The 20,236-nt window shown below is 69.6% G+C and carries 18 protein-coding genes and 1 riboswitch; of the genes, 9 read left to right on the plus strand and 9 right to left on the minus strand.

Annotated elements, in window-relative coordinates:
• Positions 1–55 precede the first annotated feature (55 nt).
• From O7621_RS10025 to O7621_RS10050, 6 genes are read left to right on the plus strand one after another with little or no spacing between them, the layout of a single operon-like run.
• Entirely contained in the window at positions 56–1,345 is a 1,290-nt protein-coding gene (locus tag O7621_RS10025; protein WP_282233704.1) for an ABC transporter substrate-binding protein, read from the plus strand.
• Positions 1,335–2,240 (plus strand): sugar ABC transporter permease, encoded by a 906-nt coding sequence (locus O7621_RS10030; protein ID WP_282233705.1) that lies wholly within the window; start codon positions 1,335–1,337, stop codon positions 2,238–2,240. Before O7621_RS10025 ends, O7621_RS10030 begins: the two co-directional genes overlap by 11 nt.
• Entirely contained in the window at positions 2,233–3,054 is an 822-nt protein-coding gene (locus O7621_RS10035; RefSeq protein ID WP_282233706.1) for a carbohydrate ABC transporter permease, read from the plus strand. The genes O7621_RS10030 and O7621_RS10035 overlap by 8 nt, the downstream gene beginning before the upstream one ends.
• Positions 3,055–3,086: 32 nt before the next feature.
• Complete coding sequence (locus O7621_RS10040; protein ID WP_282233707.1) at positions 3,087–4,025, plus strand: DUF4434 domain-containing protein; 939 nt, start codon at positions 3,087–3,089, stop codon at positions 4,023–4,025.
• Positions 4,022–4,798 (plus strand): putative N-acetylmannosamine-6-phosphate 2-epimerase, encoded by a 777-nt coding sequence (locus O7621_RS10045; RefSeq protein WP_282233708.1) that lies wholly within the window; start codon positions 4,022–4,024, stop codon positions 4,796–4,798. The genes O7621_RS10040 and O7621_RS10045 overlap by 4 nt, the downstream gene beginning before the upstream one ends.
• Positions 4,798–5,766: an ROK family protein gene (locus O7621_RS10050; RefSeq protein ID WP_282233709.1), complete on the plus strand. Its 969-nt coding sequence runs from the start codon at positions 4,798–4,800 to the stop codon at positions 5,764–5,766. Before O7621_RS10045 ends, O7621_RS10050 begins: the two co-directional genes overlap by 1 nt.
• Here O7621_RS10050 and O7621_RS10055 read toward each other — a convergent pair.
• Complete coding sequence (locus O7621_RS10055; protein WP_282233710.1) at positions 5,744–6,298, minus strand: hypothetical protein; 555 nt, start codon at positions 6,296–6,298, stop codon at positions 5,744–5,746. The two genes, O7621_RS10050 and O7621_RS10055, sit on opposite strands and share 23 nt — an antisense overlap.
• A gap of 94 nt (positions 6,299–6,392) precedes the next feature.
• Positions 6,393–6,603: riboswitch (cobalamin riboswitch) on the plus strand.
• A 141-nt stretch (positions 6,604–6,744) separates the two neighbouring features.
• On the opposite strand from O7621_RS10055, the gene O7621_RS10060 reads away from it, so the two are divergent.
• A complete protein-coding gene (locus tag O7621_RS10060) occupies positions 6,745–9,096 on the plus strand; it encodes a ribonucleoside-diphosphate reductase subunit alpha (protein ID WP_282233711.1) in 2,352 nt (783 codons plus the stop codon).
• On the plus strand, positions 9,093–10,175 hold the full coding sequence (locus tag O7621_RS10065) for a ribonucleotide-diphosphate reductase subunit beta (protein ID WP_282233712.1): 1,083 nt from the start codon (positions 9,093–9,095) through the stop codon (positions 10,173–10,175). Before O7621_RS10060 ends, O7621_RS10065 begins: the two co-directional genes overlap by 4 nt.
• Before the next feature lie 49 nt (positions 10,176–10,224).
• On the opposite strand, the gene O7621_RS10070 is transcribed toward O7621_RS10065, so the two are convergent.
• From O7621_RS10070 to O7621_RS10095, 6 genes are all read right to left on the minus strand, one after another.
• A complete protein-coding gene (locus O7621_RS10070; RefSeq protein WP_282233713.1) occupies positions 10,225–11,541 on the minus strand; it encodes an aminotransferase class III-fold pyridoxal phosphate-dependent enzyme in 1,317 nt (438 codons plus the stop codon).
• Positions 11,538–12,905, minus strand: coding sequence for an aminotransferase class III-fold pyridoxal phosphate-dependent enzyme (locus tag O7621_RS10075; protein WP_282233714.1), 1,368 nt, complete (start codon positions 12,903–12,905; stop codon positions 11,538–11,540). The genes O7621_RS10070 and O7621_RS10075 overlap by 4 nt, the downstream gene beginning before the upstream one ends.
• A complete protein-coding gene (locus O7621_RS10080) occupies positions 12,905–14,470 on the minus strand; it encodes an aldehyde dehydrogenase family protein (RefSeq protein ID WP_282233715.1) in 1,566 nt (521 codons plus the stop codon). Before O7621_RS10080 ends, O7621_RS10075 begins: the two co-directional genes overlap by 1 nt.
• A 249-nt stretch (positions 14,471–14,719) precedes the next feature.
• The gene (locus O7621_RS10085) at positions 14,720–15,631 is read right to left on the minus strand and encodes a glycine betaine ABC transporter substrate-binding protein (RefSeq protein ID WP_281551658.1); all 912 of its coding nucleotides are present in this window, start codon (positions 15,629–15,631) and stop codon (positions 14,720–14,722) included.
• A 166-nt stretch (positions 15,632–15,797) separates the two neighbouring features.
• Positions 15,798–16,685 carry a proline/glycine betaine ABC transporter permease gene (locus O7621_RS10090; RefSeq protein ID WP_282233716.1) on the minus strand — a complete coding sequence of 296 codons (888 nt, stop codon included), beginning with the start codon at positions 16,683–16,685 and terminating at the stop codon, positions 15,798–15,800.
• Positions 16,682–18,016, minus strand: a complete 1,335-nt coding sequence (locus O7621_RS10095; RefSeq protein WP_282233717.1) for a glycine betaine/L-proline ABC transporter ATP-binding protein — start codon at positions 18,014–18,016, stop codon at positions 16,682–16,684. Before O7621_RS10095 ends, O7621_RS10090 begins: the two co-directional genes overlap by 4 nt.
• 1,022 nt (positions 18,017–19,038) lie before the next feature.
• Here O7621_RS10095 and O7621_RS10100 point away from each other — a divergent pair.
• Positions 19,039–19,740 (plus strand): hypothetical protein, encoded by a 702-nt coding sequence (locus O7621_RS10100; RefSeq protein WP_282233718.1) that lies wholly within the window; start codon positions 19,039–19,041, stop codon positions 19,738–19,740.
• Here the strand turns inward: O7621_RS10100 and O7621_RS10105 are convergent.
• Entirely contained in the window at positions 19,707–19,988 is a 282-nt protein-coding gene (locus tag O7621_RS10105) for a helix-turn-helix domain-containing protein (protein WP_348775313.1), read from the minus strand. The two genes, O7621_RS10100 and O7621_RS10105, sit on opposite strands and share 34 nt — an antisense overlap.
• 36 nt (positions 19,989–20,024) lie before the next feature.
• The gene (locus O7621_RS10110; protein ID WP_282233719.1) at positions 20,025–20,168 is read right to left on the minus strand and encodes a hypothetical protein; all 144 of its coding nucleotides are present in this window, start codon (positions 20,166–20,168) and stop codon (positions 20,025–20,027) included.
• Between the last annotated feature and the right edge of the window lie 68 nt (positions 20,169–20,236).

A 20,236-nucleotide genomic window follows, 5' to 3' on the forward strand; every position in this document is an offset into this window, starting at 1 on the left:
TACGCTACCAGCACTGACAATTGGACTAGACCAGAGATGATCTTTGGAGGTGCACGTGAGACGGGAATCTTTCCGGCGGGCCACCGCCGCGGCGGTGGCCGGCGTACTCGCCGCAGCGCTCGGTGCCTGTGGCGGCTCGGACGGCGGCGACGACGACAAGGTCGAGGTGGTCTTCTCCTACCTGTGGGCCGGTGCGGAGGCCGAGGCGCTCGAGGAGATCATCGCCGACTTCAACGCCAGCCAGGATGAGATCGAGGTCCGGGGGGTCTCCAACCCGGACTTCCAGAAGCAACTCACGTCGATGTCCGGCGCGCAGGGCAGCTTCGACATCTCCGACCACTTCGGCAACGGCGTCGGGGCCTGGGCCAGCAAGGGCATCCTGGCCCCGTTGGACGACTTCATCGAGGCCGACGGGCTGGACACCGACGACTTCGTGCCGGCGGCGATGTCCCAGATGATGTACGAGGGCCAGACCTACTCGATGCCGATCGCCCTGCACGCGCAGCTGCTGATGTACAACAAGAAGCTCTACGCCGAGGCTGGTATCGACGGGCCGCCGGAAACCACCGAGGAGTGGGCTGAGCAGATCGCCAAGCTCACCAAGCGGGACGCCGACGGCACGATCACCCAGCTCGGCTACGCCAACGCCGAGATCAACACATCGTTCACCACGCTCGGGGTCATGTTCGGCGGCGCCTGGGACGACCAGTCCGGCCGGCCCACCCCGGCCGACCCCGGCAACGTCGCCGGCCTGAAGTTCTACACCGAGAACATCCCCGGCACGTACGGCGTGGCGGAAGTCCGTGACTTCACCTCCGGCTTCGGCGAGTACGCCTCCGCGCAGAACCCGTTCTACGTCGACAAGGTGGCCACCATCATTGACGGCGAGTGGCAGTCGGTGTTCATCGACCAGTACGCGCCCAACCTGGACTGGGGCGTTGCCCCGCTGCCGTACCCGGCGGCGCAGCCGGAACTCGCCGGCACCACCCAGGTCACCACCAGCACCCTGTTCATCCCGCGCAACGCCAAGCACCCCGAGGAGGCGTGGGAGTTCATGAAGTACCTGCTCTCCGAGGACGCCATGGTCCGGTTCACCCTGGCGCTGGGCAACCTGCCGGCCCGGATCTCGCTGCTCGACGACCCGCGCTACGACACCCTGCCGCAGTTCTCGACCTGGCTGGACGCCCTGCGCAGCCCGAACGCCCAGTCGCTGGCCAGCACGCCGTGGTCCGCCGAGTACACCAGCGACCTCGGTCAGGCATTCGACGACATCGCCCAGCAACGCACGTCGCCCGCCGAGGGACTCGCCGACGTGGCGGACAAGGCCAGCTCCTATGCCCCGTAGGTCCACGACCTCGCGACGCCAGCTCCGGTTGGGGCTGGCGTTCGCGAGCCCCTGGCTGGTCGGCTTCGTGGTGCTGATCCTCGGACCGATCGTCGCGTCCGGGTACTACAGCTTCACCGACTTCAACCTGTTCCAGCCGCCGACCTTCGTCGGCGTCGACAACTACCGCACCATGGTCGGCGACGAACGGTTCACCAAGGCACTGTTCAACACGCTGTACCTGACCGTGTTCGGCGTACCGCTCGCGCTGGCGCTGTCGCTGGGGTTCGCCCTGGCGCTCAATTCACGGGTACGCGGCCTGCCGATTTACCGGGCCATCGTCTACCTGCCGACGATCATCCCGATCGTGGTCAGCGTCTACGTCTGGCGTTGGCTGCTCAACGCCCAGTACGGCTACTTCAACCGGATCCTCGGCCTGCTGCACCTGCCGCAGCCGAACTGGCTGGCGGACCCGACGTTCACGAAGCCGGCGATTATTCTGATCGGGCTGTGGATGGTCGGCGGTACGACCGTCATCTACCTGGCCGCGCTCAAGGACGTGCCGAGCGAGACCTACGAGGCGGCGCTGGTCGACGGGGCCGGCCTGTGGCAGCGGTTCCGCGCGGTGACCTGGCCGGCGATCAGCCCGGTGACCCTCTTCCAGCTGATCGTCGGGCTGATCACCAGTCTGCAGCTGTTCACCCAGCCGTACCTGCTGGCGCAGACCCGGCTCAACGCGGCCGCCGGCGGCCCCGACGACTCCCTGCTGACCTACGGGATGTACGTGTACCAGAACGCGTTCGTGTTCCTGAAGATGGGCTACGCGTCGGCGCTGGCCTGGGTGCTGTTCCTCGTCACGCTCGCGGTCACCGCGGTCCTGATGCTCACCTCGCGGCGATGGGTTCACTATGGATAGAAAAGCGCGGTTCGCCGGCCGCCACGCGCTCGTCTGGGCGATCGCGCTCGGCATGCTGTTCCCGTTCATTGTCATGATCGGCACGGCACTGAAACCGCCCACCGAGGTCTTCTCGCTGCCCCCGCGGCTGCTACCCGAGCAGTGGGAGTTCGGCAACTTCGAGGCGGCCCTGTCGGCGATGCCCTTCTGGCGCTACCTCGGCAACACCCTGCTGATCTCCGGGCTCTGCGTCGTCGGCAGCCTGGTGTCCTGCCCGCTGGTGGCGTACTCCCTGGCGAAGCTGCACTGGCCCGGACGTGGCCTGATGCTGGCGCTCGTCCTCGGCTCGATGATGTTGCCGCCGCAGGTGACCCTGGTCCCGCTGTACCTGCTGTGGAACAAGCTCGGCCTGGTCGGCACCTACTTCCCGTTGATCGTGCCGAGCTTCTTCGGCATCCCGTTCTTCATCTTCATGCTGCGCCAGTTCCTCGTCGGGATTCCGGACGAACTGCTCGACGCGGCGCGGCTCGACGGCGCCTCGGAGTTCCGGGTCTACTGGCGGATCGTGCTTCCGCTGGCCCGGCCGGCGCTGGCCACCGTGGCGGTGTTCCAGTTCGTCTGGACCTGGACCGACTTTCTCAATCCACTCATCTACCTCAGCGACAGCAGCCAGTACACGCTGTCGGTCGGGCTGTACGCGTTCTTCTCCGAGCACGGCGTCGACTGGGGCCCGTTGATGGCGGCCAGCGTCATGTTCACCCTCCCCGCCTTGATCATTTTCCTGCTCGGGCAGCGGTACTTCGTCGAGGGCATCGCGACGAAGGGACTGAAGTGACCGCAGCCGCACCAACCGCGAAAGGAACGCCCATGCCGTACCAGGCGATCAGCGGCACCTTCCTCGACGAAATCAGCGTCGACATCCCGTCCCAGAACTGGGGCGAGCGGGAATGGGCCCGCGAGTTCGACACCTTCGTCGAAGCCGGCATCGACACCGTCGTGCTCATCCGGCTCGGCCTGGGCGAGCGGCTGGCTTGCCCGAGCCGGGCGGTTACCGACCGGCTGCCCGCACTGCCGGTCCATGTCGACCTGGTCCAGCTCTTCCTCGACCTCGCCGCCGAACGCAACATCGACTTCTTCCTCGGCCTGTACGACTCGTACTACCACTGGTACCGCTACGACTGGCGGACCGAGGTCGACATCAACCTCGCCGTCATCGACGAGATGTGGCAGCGGTACGGCGGGTCACCGGCGCTGCGCGGCTGGTACCTGCCGCACGAGACCACCGACACCAGTCTGCGGATCCTCGACATCAACACCACCCTCGCGGCCCGGCTGCGCGAGATCAGCGAGCTGCCGATCCTGGTGTCGCCGTTCTTCCACGGCCGAGCCGACATGGCCACCAGCACCGACCCCCGGCAGCGGCCCCGCTCGCCCGAGGAACACGTGCGGATCTGGGAGGAGATCTTCCAGCGGTACGCCGGACTCGTCGACTACTGCGCGTTCCAGGACGGCACCGTGGAGCTGGCCCGGTCGGCCGAGTACTTCGCCGCGACCGCCGAGGCTGCGAGCCGGCACGGCATCGTCTCCTGGGCCAACATCGAGACCTTCGACCGGGACATGCCGATCCGGTTCCCCCCGACCGACTGGCGCAAGCTGGCACACAAGCTCGACGCGGTCCAACCGTACGTCGAGAAGATCATCACCTTCGAGTTCTCCCACTTCCTCAGCCCGAACTCGGTGTGGCCGGCGGCCCGCAACCTCTACGACCGCTACGGCGAGTTCCTCACCTCCCGGGGTGCCCGATGATCCCGTCGCAGAACCCGGTGACCTCGCCGCGCGACCCGGCGGCGCCGCAGCTGGACCCGGTGGCGGCGATCGCTGGCGGCCTGGTGGTCTCCTGCCAGGCACCCGAGGGGCATCCACTACGGGTACCGTCGGTCATCGCCCGGCTCGCCGAGTGCGCCGCCCTTGGCGGTGCCGTCGCCGTACGGGTCAACCACCCCGACGACGTACGAGCGGTGAAGTCCGCCGTGGACCTTCCGGTGATCGCGCTGCACAAGGAGCGGGCTGCCGACCGCGACCTGATCACCCCCCGTTGGGAGCTGGTCGAGGCGCTCGCCGCCGCCGGCGCCGACGTCGTCGCCGTCGAGGCCACCGGGCGGGGCGAGCTGCCGGTCGACGCCCTGGTCGCCCGCGTCCACGGGCAGCTCGGCCTGCCCCTGATGGCCGATGTGGCAACCGTCGACCAGGGCACCGCCGCCTGGGCCGCCGGCGCGGACCTGGTGGCCACCACGCTGTCCGGGTACACGCCGGACAGCCCACGGCAGGAGGCTCCTGACCTCGACCTCGTCGCGGCGCTCACCGCCGCCGGGGTCCGCGTCGTCGCCGAGGGCCGGTTCGCCACCCCCGACCAGGTGCGTGCCGCGTTCGCCGCAGGCGCGTACGCGACGGTCGTCGGAACCGCGATCACCGACCCGGTCGCGTTGACCCGAAGCCTCGCCGCAGCCGCTGCACGCCTGACCGGCCCGGCCGGTGCCGCCAGCGCCGACAGTTCGGCCAGCCTGGCCGGGCAGCACTGATGGCGGAAGCCATGGCCGGCACCGACGACCCGGTCACCATCGGTGTCGACATCGGAGGTACGAAGATCGCCGCCGCGCTCGTCGGCGTCGACGGCGCCGTCGGGCCACTGCGCCGGGTGCCGACGCCGGCCGCCGAGGGCGCCGCCGCGGTCCTCGCCGCCGCGGTCGACCTGGCCCGTCAGGTCGGGCGGGACGCGGCTGGGACCCCGGTCGCCTGCGGGGTCGGCACCGCCGGTGCCGTCGACCCGGCGGGCCGGGTCACCCACGCCACCGACACCCTGCCCGGCTGGCGGGGCACCGACGTACGGGCAGCCTTCACCGCCGCCCTCGGCCTGTCGGTCGTGGTGTGCAACGACGTACACGCGATGGCCGCCGGTGAGGCGTGGTGCGGCGCCGCCGCCGACGCCCGGGACGCGCTCGTCGTCGCCGCCGGCACCGGCATCGGCGGCGCGATCGTGGTCGGCGGCGATGTGGTGGTGGGCCGGCACGGGTTCGCCGGCAGCGTCGGGCATCTGCCGGCCGCCCGGCACCTCGGCCGACGCTGCGGTTGCGGCGCGGTCGACCACGTCGAGGCGTACGCGGCCGGCCCGGCGATCGCCGCCGAGTACGCGGCCCGGACCGGTCGCGGCGCGGCACCGCCCCTGGAGGAGGTCGCGGCGGCGGCTGCCGGCGGTGATCCGGTCGCGGTCGAGGTGACCGAGCTGGCTGCCCAGGTGCTGGGCGAAGGGCTGGCAACCGCCGCCAACCTGCTCGATCCCGAGGTAGTCGTCCTCGGCGGTGGCGTCGTCGGACTCGGTGACCGGTTCGTCGCCGGCGTGCGCGCCGCGCTGCACGCGGCGGCGCTGCCCGGCATCGACCGGTTGCCGGTACGTACCGCCCGGCTCGGCAACGCCGCTGTGCTGGCCGGCGCCGCGCTGCTCGCCGGCCGGGTCCTCACCGGCCGGATCAGCGCCGGCCGAGGTCGATGACGGGCCCGGCGCCAGTCGCCGCGTCGCCACCTTGTCCGCCCGTACCGCCGCCGCTGGCAGCGGTGGGCCGGGCCGGTTTTCGGTCTGGATAGAGCCACAGCGATCCGATCGCCAGGGCCACCAGCAGGTGTACGGCGGACTCACCGCCTCCTCTGTGGATCCAGCCTTGCCAGCCCGGCAGGATTCCCAGTAACAGCCCGCGCTGCGCGGCGATGTCCGGTGCGATGACGAACGACAGGGTGATCAGCGCCACGGTCGACACGCTGAAGCCGACGACCAGGCCCACCCGGCACAGTCGGGGCCGTCGCCGGGGTCCGACGGTCAGCGCCCAGACGGCCAGGCTGCTCACCGCCGCGATCCCGAGCATCGGCAGGTACGGGGTGCGTGGCGAGGTGATCCCGGCCAGGGTGTTGTTCAGGTTGAACACCGCACCGGCCCGCAGCCCGGTCGCCTGGATGCTGAGCACCCCGACGACGCCGATGAGCAGGGTGCCGAGCACCGCCCCGTACAGACCCCATAGCACGCTTCTCACCCGACGGACCCTCCTCCTCGTACCCGGTGCGACCCGACACCGCGACACGCCGAACACAGTATCTGGTGTTGTGTCTTCTGGTCCGCACCCATATATGGTGTACCCCGCAGCTGGTTCGGCCGCCCCTCGGCGGTGGTCGAGGCAAGAGGGAACCCGGTGAGAGTCCGGGACTGCCCCGCAGCGGTGAGTGGGAACGACCGCCGTCACCGAGCACTGGACCCGTCGCGGGTCCGGGAAGCGACGGCCAGTAGGTACGAGCACGACGCCCACGAGTCCGAAGACCTGCCAGCGTGCCGCACGCGTCGCGTGCGGTGGTCGAAGGCCGCGCGGGACGGCCGACGCCGACGACCGGTCCACGCCGGCGGAGCAGACCGCCAGGTGGGTGACCGGTGGCGTCCTCCCCGTGTGTCCGGTCGACCGGTGGACAGGCACGACAAGGGGAACCGATGCAGGTACGCAAGCGCAACGGCGACACCGAACCGGTGGACGTCGACAAGATCGTCAAGGCGGTCGAACACTGGGTCGCCGACCTGGACGAGGTTGACCCGCTGCGGGTGGCGACCCGGACGATCAGCGGACTGTACGACGGGGCGACAACCGCCGAGCTGGACAAACTGTCCATTCAGACGGCGGCGGAGCTGATCGGCGAGGAGCCGCAGTACTCGAAACTGGCGGCCCGGCTGCTCGCCGCCTACGTGGACAAGGAGGTCCGCGGCCAGCAGGTGGCCAGCTTCAGCCAGTCCATCCGCTACGCCCACGGCCTTGGGCTGATCGGCGACGACACCGCCGCCTTCGTCGCCCGCAACGCTCGCAAACTTGACGACGCCGTCGACGTCGACGGCGACCTGCGCTTCGAGTACTTCGGGCTGCGTACGGTGGCCGACCGTTACCTGCTGCGGCATCCGCAGACCCGGCTGGTGGTGGAGACGCCTCAGTACTGGCTGCTGCGGGTGGCGTGCGGGCTGTCCCAGACGCCGGCCGAGGCGGTCGACTTCTACCGGCTGATCTCCAGCCTGGCCTATCTGCCCAGCTCACCGACGTTGTTCAACTCGGGCACCCGGCACACCCAGATGTCGTCGTGCTTCCTGGTCGACTCGCCGCGCGACGAACTTGACTCGATCTACGAGCGGTACCACCAGGTGGCGAAGCTGTCGAAGTTCTCCGGCGGGATCGGCATCTCCTGGTCGCGGGTACGTGGCCGGGGCGCGCTGATCCGGGGCACCAACGGCAGGTCGAACGGCATCGTGCCGTTCCTCAAGACGCTCGACGCCGGGGTCGCGGCGGTCAACCAGGGTGGCCGCCGCAAGGGCGCCGCCTGCGTCTACCTGGAGCCGTGGCATCCGGACGTCGAGGAGTTCCTGGAGCTGCGGGACAACACCGGCGAGGACGCCCGGCGCACCCACAACCTCAACCTGGCCAACTGGATCCCGGACGAGTTCATGCGGCGGGTCGAGGCGGACGCCGACTGGTCGCTGATCGACCCGTCCGACGCGCGGGAGCTGCCGGACCTGTTCGGCGAGGCGTTCGACGAGGCGTACCGGGCTGCGGAGAAGAAGGCGGTCCGGACGGTCAAGGCCCGCGACCTGTACGGGCGGATGATGCGCACCCTGGCGCAGACCGGCAACGGCTGGATGACGTTCAAGGACGCCGCGAACCGGCTGTCCAACCAGACCGGTGAGCCGGGCAACACGATCCACCTGTCCAATCTGTGCACCGAGATCCTGGAGGTCAACAGCGACGACGAGACCGCCGTGTGCAACCTCGGGTCGGTCAACCTCGGCGCGCACGTCACCGCCGACGGTGTCGACTGGGACAAGCTGCGCGCCACGGTCCGTACCGCCGTGGTGTTCCTCGACCGGGTGATCGACATCAACTACTACCCGGCGGCGCAGGCGGCGGCGTCGAACCCGCGCTGGCGGCCGGTCGGGCTGGGGCTGATGGGCCTGCAGGACGCGTTCTTCACGCTGCGGCTGCCGTTCGACTCGGCGCCGGCCCGGGAGCTGTCCACCCGTGTCCAGGAGGAGATCTTCCTGACCGCGCTGGAGACCTCCGCCGGGCTCGCCGAACGGTTCGGCCCGCATCCGGCGTACGCCGAGACCCGGGCCGCCCGGGGCGAGCTGCACCCGGACCTGTGGGGTGTCGAGGTCGGCCAGCCCGAGCGGTGGGCCCGACTCCGGTCGACGATCGCCGCACACGGTCTGCGGAACTCGCTGCTGGTCGCGATCGCGCCGACCGCGACGATCGCCTCGATCGCCGGCTGTTACGAATGCATCGAGCCGCAGGTGTCCAACCTGTTCAAACGCGAAACCATGTCCGGGGAGTTCCTGCAGATCAACACCTACCTGGTCGGCGAGCTGAAGGCGCGCGGGCTGTGGACGGCACCGGTCCGGGAGCAGATCAAGCGGGCCGAGGGGTCGGTGCAGGGGGTCGCGGACCTGCCCGCCGACGTGCGGGAGCTGTTCCGTACCGCATGGGAGCTGCCGCAACGGGCGCTGATCGACCTGGCCGCCGCCCGCGCCCCGTACGTCGACCAGTCGCAGTCGCTGAACCTGTTCCTCAGCGCACCGACCATCGGCAAGCTGTCCTCGATGTACCTGTACGCCTGGAAGTCCGGGCTGAAGACCACCTACTACCTGCGGTCGCGTCCGGCGACCCGGATCCAGCAGGCCACCGTCGGCATCGCGCCGACCGTCGGGCCGACCGTCGGGCCGGTCGTAGGGCCGGTTGTCGCGACCGGCGACGACGAGGCGTCGGCCTGCTCCCTGGAAAACCCCGAAACCTGTGAGGCCTGCCAGTGACCACCGTCTCCGAAACCAACACCGACGCCGCGACCGCTAATGCCGCCACCGCGACCGCCGCCGCAGCTGCGGGCCGACGGCAGCTGCTGCTCGACCCCGGCATGGACCTGACCCTGCGGCCGATGCGGTATCCGCAGTTCTTCGACCGGTTCCGGGACGCGATCAAGAACACCTGGACGGTGGAGGAGGTCGACCTGCACTCCGACCTGCCGGACCTGGCCAGACTGTCGGCTGCCGAGCGGCACCTGGTGTCCCGGCTGGTCGCGTTCTTCGCCACCGGCGACACCATCGTCGCGAACAACCTGGTGCTCAACCTCTACCAGCACGTCAACTCCCCGGAGGGACGGCTCTACCTGTCCCGGCAGCTGTTCGAGGAGGCGGTGCACGTCCAGTTCTACCTGAACCTGCTGGACACCTACGTGCCGGACGAGCGGGAGCGGTTCGAGGCGTTCGCGGCGGTGGAGAACATTCCGTCGATCGCCCGTAAGGCCGAGTTCTGTTTCAGGTGGATCGACTCGATCTTCGAGCTGCGGGAGCTGCGTAGCCGCGCCGACCGGCGGGCCTTCCTGCTCAACCTGATCTGCTTCGCCGCCTGCATCGAGGGATTGTTCTTCTACGGCGCCTTCGCGTACGTGTACTACCTGCGTTCCCGGGGGCTGCTGCACGGTCTCGCCTCGGGCACCAACTGGGTGTTCCGGGACGAGTCGATGCACATGGCGTTCGCCTTCGACGTGGTGGACACGGTCCGCGCCGAGGAGCCGGAGCTGTTCGACTCCGAGATGGAGGAGCAGGTCAGGCAGATGCTGGCCGAGGCGGTGGAGTGCGAGGTGCAGTTCGCCGCGGACCTGCTCGACCAGGGCGTGTCCGGGATGTCGTTGGCCGACATGCGGGAGTATCTGCAGCACGTCGCCGACCGGCGGCTCGCGGTGCTCGGCATCGAGCCGATGTACGGGTCGAAGAACCCGTTCGCGTTCATGGAGCTGCAGGACGTGCAGGAGCTGTCCAACTTCTTCGAGCGGCGGGTGTCGGCGTACCAGGTCGGGGTGACCGGCTCGGTGACCTTCGACGACGACTTCTGACCCGCGTCCCGGCCCGGGCCGGCGGGGCCGGCTGTTCCGCGAAGGTCGGCTACCCCGCCTCGGCCCGCTCCGTCACGGTGCGGATCGCCGCCGCCGTGCCGACCGCGATCTCCTCGACCTCGTCGGCGGAGACGACCAGCGGCGGGCCGAGCAGGATCACGTCACCGTCGACGCCGTCGGCGCAGCCGGTACCGCTGTAGAGCAGCAGACCGGCGTGCCGGGCGGCGGCGACGACCCGTTCGGCGACCCGGGCGGTACGGGCGTACGGCCGCGCGGTCTGCCGGTCGGCGACCAGCTCCACGCCGACCAGCAGGCCGCGACCGCGGACGTCCCCGACGTACGGCGAGTCGGCCAGTTCCCGGCGCAGGGCGCGAAGCAGCGACTCGCCGGCCCGCCGGCCGGCCGCGACGAGGTCCCGCTCGCGCAGCACCCGCAGCACCGCCCGGCCGGTGGCCGCCCCGACCAGGTGGTGCGAGTAGGTGAAGCCGTGGGTGAAACCGGTGCGCGCGATCGTGTCGTGCACCGGGCCGGCGGCGACGGCCAGCCCCAGCGGCCAGTAGCCCGAACTGGCCCCCTTCGCCGCGACCAGGATGTCCGGGCGTACCCCCCAGTGGTCGACGCCGAACCAGGTGCCGGTGCGGCCGAAGCCGGTCATCACCTCGTCGGCGATGAGCAGCACCCCGTACCGGCGGCAGACCTCGGCGACGGCCGGCCAGTAGTCGTCCGGCGGGACGCAGCCGCCCAGCCCGGCCCCGGCGATCGGCTCGGCGATGAACGCCGCGACCGGCCGGGCCCGGCACAGCTGCGCCAGCGCCGCCGCGTGCCGCGCCCCGCAGCCGACCGGATGGGTGTCCGGGAACGGGCAGCGGTACTCGTACGGGGTCGAGGTGTGCACCGCCTGCCCCAGCCACGGCAGGTACGGCGCACGGAGCCCGGCCCGGCCGGAGACGTCCAACGCGCCCCGCGAGTTGCCGTGGTAGGAACCGACCCGGCCGACGACGAGGTGCCGGTCCTCGCCCCGGGCCAGGTGGTAGGCGCGGGCCATCTTCAGCGCGGTCTCCACCGCCTCACTGCCGCCGGAGACCGGGAAGACCAACGGATCGTCCATCGGCAGTACGGCCGCGAGCTCGGCGGCGTACTCCTCCAGCACGTCGGCGCGGAACATCGAGCCGTGCGCGTACGCGACCGCGCCGGCCTGCTCGGCCTGCGCCCGGACCACCTCGGTGACGCCGTGGCCGATGCCGACGACGATCGCCCCGGCGGCCGCGTCGAGGTAGCGCTTGCCGGTGGTGTCCCACAGCTGCGCACCGGACGCTGAAGCGATCCGTGGCGCGTCGTCGGACACCCGGCCGAAGACGTGGCTCATCCCGGTACGGCGACGGCCCCGCCGGCTGTGACCTTTCCGTTGCCGGCGGCCTGAGCGTCGCCGGCGACCTCGGCGACCTCGGCGACGGCGGCGCCGAACAGCCGCAGACCGGTCTGCGCCTGGGCCCGGGTGATCACCAGCGGCGGCGACATCCGTACCGCGTTGACGCCGGCCTCCAGCACCAGCAGGCCGCGACTGAACGCCGCCTGCTGCACCTGGCCGGCGATCTCGCCGGTGGGGAACTCGACGCCGATCATCAAGCCGACCCCGCGCACGTCGACGAGCAGCTGGGGATACGCCTGCTGCAGTTCGCGCAGCCCGGCGAGCAGGAACTCGCCCTGCGTGGAGGCGTTGTCGAGCAGGCCCTCCTCCTGGATGACCCGCAGGGTGGCGAGGCCGGCGGCGCACGGCACCGGGCTGCCGCCGTAGGTGGAGCCGTGCGCGCCCGGACCCCACGCCTCCATCAGCTCGGACCGGGCCAGGAACGCACCCAGCGGCAGGCCGGAGGCGATGCCTTTCGCGCTGATCAGGATGTCCGGCTGTACGCCGGTGTGCTCGATCGCCCACATCCGGCCGGTGCGGCCCATGCCGCACTGCACCTCGTCGGCGACGAGCAGGATCCCGTGCCGGTCGCAGATCCGCCGCAGCCGGGCGAGCCAGCCGGCCGGCGGCACGATGAAGCCACCCTCACCCTGGATCGGTTCGACGAAGATCGCCGCGACCTCGGCCGGATCCACCTGGTGCTCGAACAGCACCTCCTCGATGAAGTCCAGCGAGGCTGGTGCGTAGGGCGCGTGCAGCACGCCGGGCAGCAGCGGGCCGAATCCCTTGTGGTACTTGGACTTCGACCCGGTCAGCGTCATCGCCCCGTAGGTGCGGCCGTGGAACGATCCGTAGAAGCTGATCACGTACTGCCGGCCGGTGGCGTACCGGGACAGCTTCAACGCGCCCTCGACGGCCTCGGCCCCGGAGTTGGTCAGGAAGACCCGTACCGGCCCGTCCATCGGCGCGGTCGCGGCCAGCGCCTGGCACATCTGGCCGTACAGCGGCAGGTAGAAGTCGCTGGCCGAGTAGTGCAGCAGGGTCGCGGCCTGCTGCTGCACCGCCTCGACGACCGTGGGGTGGCAGTGGCCGGTGGAGGTGACCGCGATCCCGGCGTTGAAGTCGAGGAACAGGTTGCCGTCGACGTCCTCGACGACGGTGCCGTGGCCGCGCCGGGGCGCGATCGCGTAGGCGCGGGGCAGCGACGGGCTGGTCACCGCCCGGTCGCGGGCCAGCACTTCGCGGGCCTGCGGTCCGGGCAGTTCGGTAACCAGGTGCGGTTGCGGGCGGTCCGGGTCGAACCAGTCGGGGGTCGTCGTCATCAGGCCACCACCGTCTGCGACTGCTCGCGGAGAAACTGCTGCAGGTAGTACGGTCCGCCGCCGGCCTTGCCGGTGCTGCCGGAGCCCTTCCAGCCGCCGAACGGCTGCACCCCGGGCCAGGCGCCGGTGGTGGCGCCGGCCGGCCGGTTGACGTAGACGACGCCGGCTTCGATCCGGTCGAGGAAGTGGTCGATCTCGCCCTGGTCGGTGGAGAAGAACCCGGCGGTCAGACCCAGCGGCACGCTGTTGGCCCGGTCCAGGCCCTCGTCGACCGAGTCGACCGGGCTGACCGCAACGAACGGCACGAACAGCTCCCGCTGGAAGAGGTCGTCGTCGGGCGGTACGTCGGCGACGACGGCCGGTGCCAGGTAGTAGCCGTCGGGGCGGCCGTCGACCCCGGCGAGCACCTGGCCGCCGGTGACCACCCGGCCGACGGTCGCGGCGTGCGCGACGGCCTCGCCGTAGCGGCGTACGGCGGCGGCGTCGATGACCGGACCGAGGTACGTGTCACGGGCCAACGGGTCGCCGACGACCAGCGATTCGGCCCGTTCGGCGAGCCGGGTGACGAACTCGTCGTGGAGTTCCCGCGCCACGTACACCCGGGAGCAGGCCGAACACTTCTGGCCGGAGAAGCCGAACGCGGAGCGGGCGACGCCGGAGACCGCCCGGTCCAGGTCGGCCCGGGCCGAGACGATCGCGGCGTTCTTGCCGCCCATCTCGCAGACGACGGGCCTCGGGTACGCGCCGGTGAACGCCCGGATGATCGACATGCCGGTCTCGTACGATCCGGTGAAGGTGAGGCCGCCGACGCCGGGGTGCGCCACCAGTGCCCGGCCCGGGTCGTCGCCGCCGGGGAGGAAGTGCGCGACACCGGTCGGCAGCCCGGCGTCGACCAGGCACTCGAAGAACTTCCAGGCCGAGAAGGTGCCCTGCAGGCTGGGCTTGAGGACGAGGGTGTTGCCGGCGACCAGTGCCGCGCCGGCCGGCCCGGCGGTCAACGCCATCGGGAAGTTGAACGGGCTGATCACGGCCCAGACCCCGTACGGCTTGAGCACGCTGCGGGTGGATTCGTTGGCGGCGATGGTCGCCATCGGCAGGTCGAAACCGTGGTGCTTGTCGTACATGTCGCAGTAGTAGCGGATCAGGTCCGCCGACTCCTCGACGTCGCCGAGCGCCTCCAGCCGGTTCTTGCCGACCTCCATGCTCATCAGCGCGGCGTACTCGTTGGAGCGGTCGCTGATCAGGTCGGCCGCCCGGCGCAGCACCGCGACCCGGTCCGGCCACGGTGTCGCGGCCCATCCGGCGGCTGCGGCGTGAGCGGCCGTGACGGCCGCGTCGACGTCCTGGTCGGTGGCGGCGGTGACGGTGGCCAGCTTGAGCGTCACGTCGCCGGGGCTGACCAGCTCGGCCGGGTCGACCCCGGGCCGGACGGTGCCGTCGACCACCGGAGTCAGGCGCTGACCCAGCCAGGCCCGCGCCCGGTCCGCGCCGTCCTCGTACGCCGTGTGCAGGTCCTCGTTGTCAGCGGACAGGGTCGCGTAGGTGACCCGGAAGCGTGCGGCCACGGAAGAACTCCTTTCGGCGGGACGGCACCCCCGGTGAGGGGTGGCAAAATTCCAGACATCATCGCGTCATGCAGGAAAATCTACTGCGCACCGCGTATCAGAAGCAAGAACTTCCCCGCCGAGCAGGGCTGCTGCCGGGCTGCCGGAGACTGCTGCCGGGCTTACGACAGACGGGACCGGGGTGCCCGGACCGGCCGTCAGGCCAGCCCGGACACCCCGGTCCGTGGTGTTTCGGTCGGTCGCTGCGGGTCAGGAGACACCCAGGGTGGAAAGGTAGTCCGGGTTCTCCGAGAGCCACGCCTCGACCGCGGCCGGCTCGTCACCCTCGTGCACGTTGAACATCAGGTCCTCCAGCGAACCGAGCTGCTGGTCGTCCATCTGGAACTTCTCCAGCATCGCGGTCACCTCGGGGAAGTCCGCGCTGAACCCGGTCCGGGCCAGCGTGGTGATTTCCTCAGCGGTACCCAGGGTGCCCTCCGGGTCGGCCAGGTCCTTCAGCTCGTAGTTCGAGTAGGCCCAGTGCGGGTGCCACAGGGTCACCACGATCGGCTCCTCGTCGCCGATCGCGCTCTGCAGCGCGGCGAGCATCGCCGGGGTGGACGAGGTCCGCAGCTCGTAGTCGTCCAGCCCGTAGGTCGGCATAACGTTGTCCTGGGTGGCGGCGGTCAGACCGGCACCCGGCTCGATGCCGATGATCTCGTTGTTGAACAGTTCGGCGTTGTCGGCCAGGTCTGCCAGCGAGTCGACCCCGTCCACATAGGCGGGGACGGCGATGCTCAGGCTGGCGTTGTCGTACCAGACCCCGATCGTCTCCAGGTCGTCGCTGTACTCCTCCATGTAGGAGGCGTGCGTCTGCGGCAACCAGCCGTCCAGGAACAGGTCGATGTCACCGGAGGCCAGACCGGAGTAGACCACGCCGGCTTCAACGTTGGTCAGCTCGACCTCGTACCCCTCGGCCTCAAGGATGTTCTGCCACAGGTAGGAAGCGGCAATCGCCTCGTCCCAGGCCATGTAGCCGATGGTGATGCTCTTGTCGACGGCGTCGGAACCGTTGTCGCTGCCGGTGTCGCTGTCGGCGTCGCTGCCGCAGGCGGCGAGCCCCAGGGCCAGTGCGGCGGTGGCCGCCACCGTGGCGCGGCGTAGCGGGTTGTTGCGGAACATTCGTTGTCGTCCTTCCATCGTGTTGCCCTACACCGGCGTACTCGCGGCAGCGAGGCAGGGCGCCGGCACCGGTGACCCTCCCTGCGGGATCTCGGTTCGGATACGGTGCAGCTCTGGTTCGGTCTCGGGTCGGGTCGGGCCGGTCCGGTCCGGTCGGACTTGCGGGTCAGGCTTCCTGCAGCGCCCGCTGGGCCTTCGCCGACCGGGTACGGGCCCCGATCGAGTCGGTCAGCCGGTCGAGCACCACCGCCAGGATCACCACGGCCATGCCGCCTTCGAAGCCCTGGCCGACCTGGAGCCGGGCGAGTGCGGTGTTGATCACTTCGCCGAGGCCGCCGGCCCCGACCATCCCGGCGATGACGACCATCGACAACGCCAGCATGATCACCTGGTTGACCCCCTGCATGATGGTCGGCAGGGCGAGTGGCAGCTTGGTACGGAGCAGGACCGCCCAGGGCGACGCGCCGAACGCCTCGCCGGCCTCGATCACCTCGCGGTCGATCTGTCGCAGGCCCAACTGGGTCAGCCGGACCCCCGGCGGCATACTGAACACCACCGTAGCGATCACCCCGGGGACGGCGCCAATGCCGAAGTAGAAGATCGCCGGGATCAGGTAGACGAACGCCGGCAACGTCTGCATCAGGTCGAGCACCGGACGGGTCACCGCCGCGGCCCGCTGGTTCTCCGCGATCAGGATCCCGAGCGGGACCGCTATCGCCAGCGACAGAGCACTCGCCACCAGCACCAACGCCAGCGTACTCATGGTCTCTTCCCAGTAGGGCATGCCGGCGACGATGCCGAGCCCGACGGCGGTGCCGATGCCGAACTTCCACCCGCGCAGCCACCAGCCGAGCGCCGCGAAGATCAGCACCACGACGATCGCCGGCGGTGCGAGCAGCACGTCGACCAGGGGATCCACCAGCGACTCGACGAATGTCGAGATCCCGTCGAAGAGCGCACCCAGGTACTCGGTCGTCCAGTCGACGACGAACTCGAACGCCTCGCCGATCCGGACGTACGGGAGGATGCTGTCAATGCCGTCAGCGGCGTTCATGAACGGTCTCCCTCCGGGCTCAGCACTGCGTCAGCCGGGGTTGCCTGATCGGGGACTGTCGCGGTGATGGTGTCCACCTCGCTGGAGCTGGTCGGCTCGGCGTCGTCGCCGGTGCCGTCGCTGGTCCCGTTGCCGGTGTCGCTGCCGATGCTGCCGAGCGCGGTGAGCAGGGTGATCCGGGGGATCACGCCGGTGAGCCGGCCGGTGGTGTCGGTCACAGCGAGCGGGTGCGAGCTTTCCGCACAGGGGGTGAACAACTCGGCGACCGGGGTATCTTCCCCGGCGACCCGGACGTGGTCGGTGGTCACCACGTCCTGCAGGTTCCGCCGGCCGTCGCGGACCGCCTGGTCGATGACGTCGTCGGAGACCGTACCGAGGAACTGCTTGTTCTTGCCTGTGACATAGATCGCGGAGGTCTGGGTCTCCCGGAGGATCCGGGCGGCGACCCGGGGACCGGAGTTGACGTCGACGACGCCGAGCGGTCGCTCCATCACCGATGAGGCGGTGAGGATGCGGGTACGGTCGACGTCCGCCACGAACTGCGCGACGTAGTCGTTCGACGGGTCGGTGAGGATCTCCTCGGCGGTGCCGAGCTGGACGATCCGGCCGGAGCGCATCACGGCGATCCGGTCACCGAGGCGCATCGCCTCGTTGAGGTCGTGGGTGATGAAGACGATCGTCTTGCCGAGCTGAGCCTGCAGGTCCAGCAACTGGTCCTGGACCTCGCGGCGGATCAGCGGGTCGAGGGCGGAGAACGCCTCGTCCATCAGCATGATGTCGGTGCCGGCCGCCAACGCCCGGGCCAGGCCGACCCGCTGACGCATCCCGCCGGACAGCTCCTGGGGCAGTTTGTCCGCCCAGCGGTCCAGACCGACCAGACGCAGTGCCTCCATCGCCCGCTCCCGCCGTTCGGCGCGGGGCAGCCCGGCGGCCTCCAGCGCGTAGCCGGCGTTCTCCAGCACCGAGCGGTGCGGCAGCAGCGCGAAGTGCTGGAAGACCATGCTGATCTTCTCGCGGCGCAGCTTGCGCAGCGCGGCCGGCTTGAGCTTGGTCAGGTCGACGCCGTCGACCTCGACCGAGCCGCCGGTCGGGGTGAGCAGGCCGTTCAGCATCCGGATCAGGGTGGACTTCCCGGACCCGGAGAGCCCCATCACGACGAAGATCTCGCCGGGCCGGACCTCGAAGTTGGCGTCGACGACGGCTGCGGTGGCGCCGCCCAGGTTCGCCGGGGCATCGGGTTGGCTGGTCTTGAGGCGCTCGAGCGCCTTGTCAGCACGTTTGCCGAAAATTTTGTACAACGATTTCACGACGATTGCGGACACGATCTCCATTCCAACGAATGTCGTGACGCTGGTCCCAATCGACGCACACGGCAGGTGTTCATCGACCGAAATCGAGTCGTCGGACGGTCGGTGGGCAAGTCAAACCAGGTCTGTGGTGGGGGTTTGCACCCGACGATACCCGACGGTCTGCCGCGAACGAAAAACATCCCCGTACGGGATGTTTCGGACATCTCGCACGGGGTGTCTGGGGGCGGTGCTGCCATTCCAGCTGTTCCATTGTCGACGGTATCGCCACCGAATCAGGTATGTGTGCTGGCGGTACGGCAAAGCGCACACAGCGCTCGCCGGCCCGAGATGCGAGGTATGACGAGGAACCTCCGGTTATCCCGGGGGTAGGGCCCCTGACCTGCGGCGGCGACGCCCAAGGGCGCCCGGCGGAGAGTCTGTGCCGCAGGTCGCCGTATCTGCCTGGATAACAATTCATTGGCAACTGGGTGGGCCACTGCTGATCTGCGGAAATGGGTGGCCGGGGTGACGGTTCGGGTTGAACATGATCTCTCGACGGTGAATCAGTAATCGAGTTTCGTAAAATGTGCTGGCAGGGTGTGGGGGAGTGCGGTGCCTGAAGTGCTGCTCGATCGTCTTGAATGGTTAGTGCAAATGAGCGGGCAAGGTTTTGCGTGGCGATGAGCGCGCTAACCTGTCTGAATCGCCCTGCCGTCCTGCCCTTCACCTCTGTGGCTCTGCTCCCTGCCTCTGCCGCCCTGGCACCTCGCCCGATGAGCCACCTTCCCCCGCTGGGCCGCTGCCTCCGACTACTTCCCACCCCCAAGCCGTGCTGGCCCACCCGGACTTCGCAGCCCGAAGGCGGTTCTGGAGATGGGCACCCTGACCTGACGGTCAAGAAAGTTGCATGTTCAGTGTCGGTCGGGCAGCGACATTCGCGGCGCCCGACACGAGCCCTTGCGGGTGGAACTGTCGACCCGACCACTGAGTGGATCACTGCGGTCGATCCGGTCTCTTGCCTGACTGCCCCGCATAATTGGGCAAAACCGCCTATAGTCCTGTCTATGCTCAGTACTCGGGCGAGAATCCGGCACGCCATCGGTGACCAGCGGATCATCCGTGTCCAACGGCTCGTGGCACCTGTCGTGCGCCGCAACCTGACCCTGCTGGCCAGGGTCTACGACACCGACAAGGGCCGCGGACACGGCTACGCCGCGCTGTACGAGCGGCATCTCGGCGACCTCCGCGACCGCCCGATCAACCTGCTCGAGATCGGCATCGGCGGCTACGACTCCACCACCTGGGGAGGTTCGTCGCTGCGCACCTGGCGGGACTACTTCCAGCGTGGCCAGATCCACGGCCTCGACATCGCCGAGAAGCAGATCGACGAGCCGCGAATCCACGTTCACCGCGGCGACCAGTCCGACCAGACCTACCTGCGGGAGCTCGGGCGCCGGTACGGGCCATTCGACGTCGTCATCGACGACGGTAGCCACGTCAACGCGCACATCCGGGCATCGTTCGACGCACTCTTCGTCGACCACGTGCGACCGTCGGGCTTCTACATCATCGAGGACATGTCGACGGCCTACCTCGATGAGTACGGCGGCGGCCCGCCCGGAGACCAAGGCACATCCGTCGGACTCGTCCAGAGCCTCTGCGACGATGTGAACCGACGGCACTGGGCGGGGTGGCAAGGACGGCCAGCCCTACCCGTACGGGCCGTCCACGTCTACGAAAAGATCGCCTTCGTCCAACACGGCTGACCACCGGCGGAGCTGCAGTGGACATCGACGACGCGGCGGCGGTCATCCGACGCCCTTGACGCCCGGATAAGCCGTGTTCGAAGGAATCTGTACGGCGGTACCTGCGGCGGAGGTAGAGGGGTGGTACACCCGCAGCGGATGCCGCGTTCGACCTTGTCAACCCACGAGTGGGGTTTGCCGATCCGGTTCGCGAAGACCTGTTGGGTGAGTCCCCGTCGGGCGCGGAGTTGGGCGATCCGCCGGCCGATGGGCTGGTCGGCGGATGCGGTGGCGGCCGGGCTCGGTCATCGGTGCGTGCTCCGGTGGATCTCCTCGGTGGTCGCGCCGCAGCGGGGGCACCACCGGGACTTGACGCGGATCGCGAACAGGCCGAGGAGGAAGCCGGGCATCAGGCCGGCGAAGACGATCGGTAGCAGTCTGGCGATCACGAGCACTCTTACCCTCTGGCGAGGCCGGCGGGTCGGAGCGCGGCAACGCTCCGACCCGCTGGCCCGTT

The sequence above is a fragment of the Solwaraspora sp. WMMD937 genome (assembly GCF_029581175.1).
GTDB lineage: Bacteria > Actinomycetota > Actinomycetes > Mycobacteriales > Micromonosporaceae > Micromonospora_E.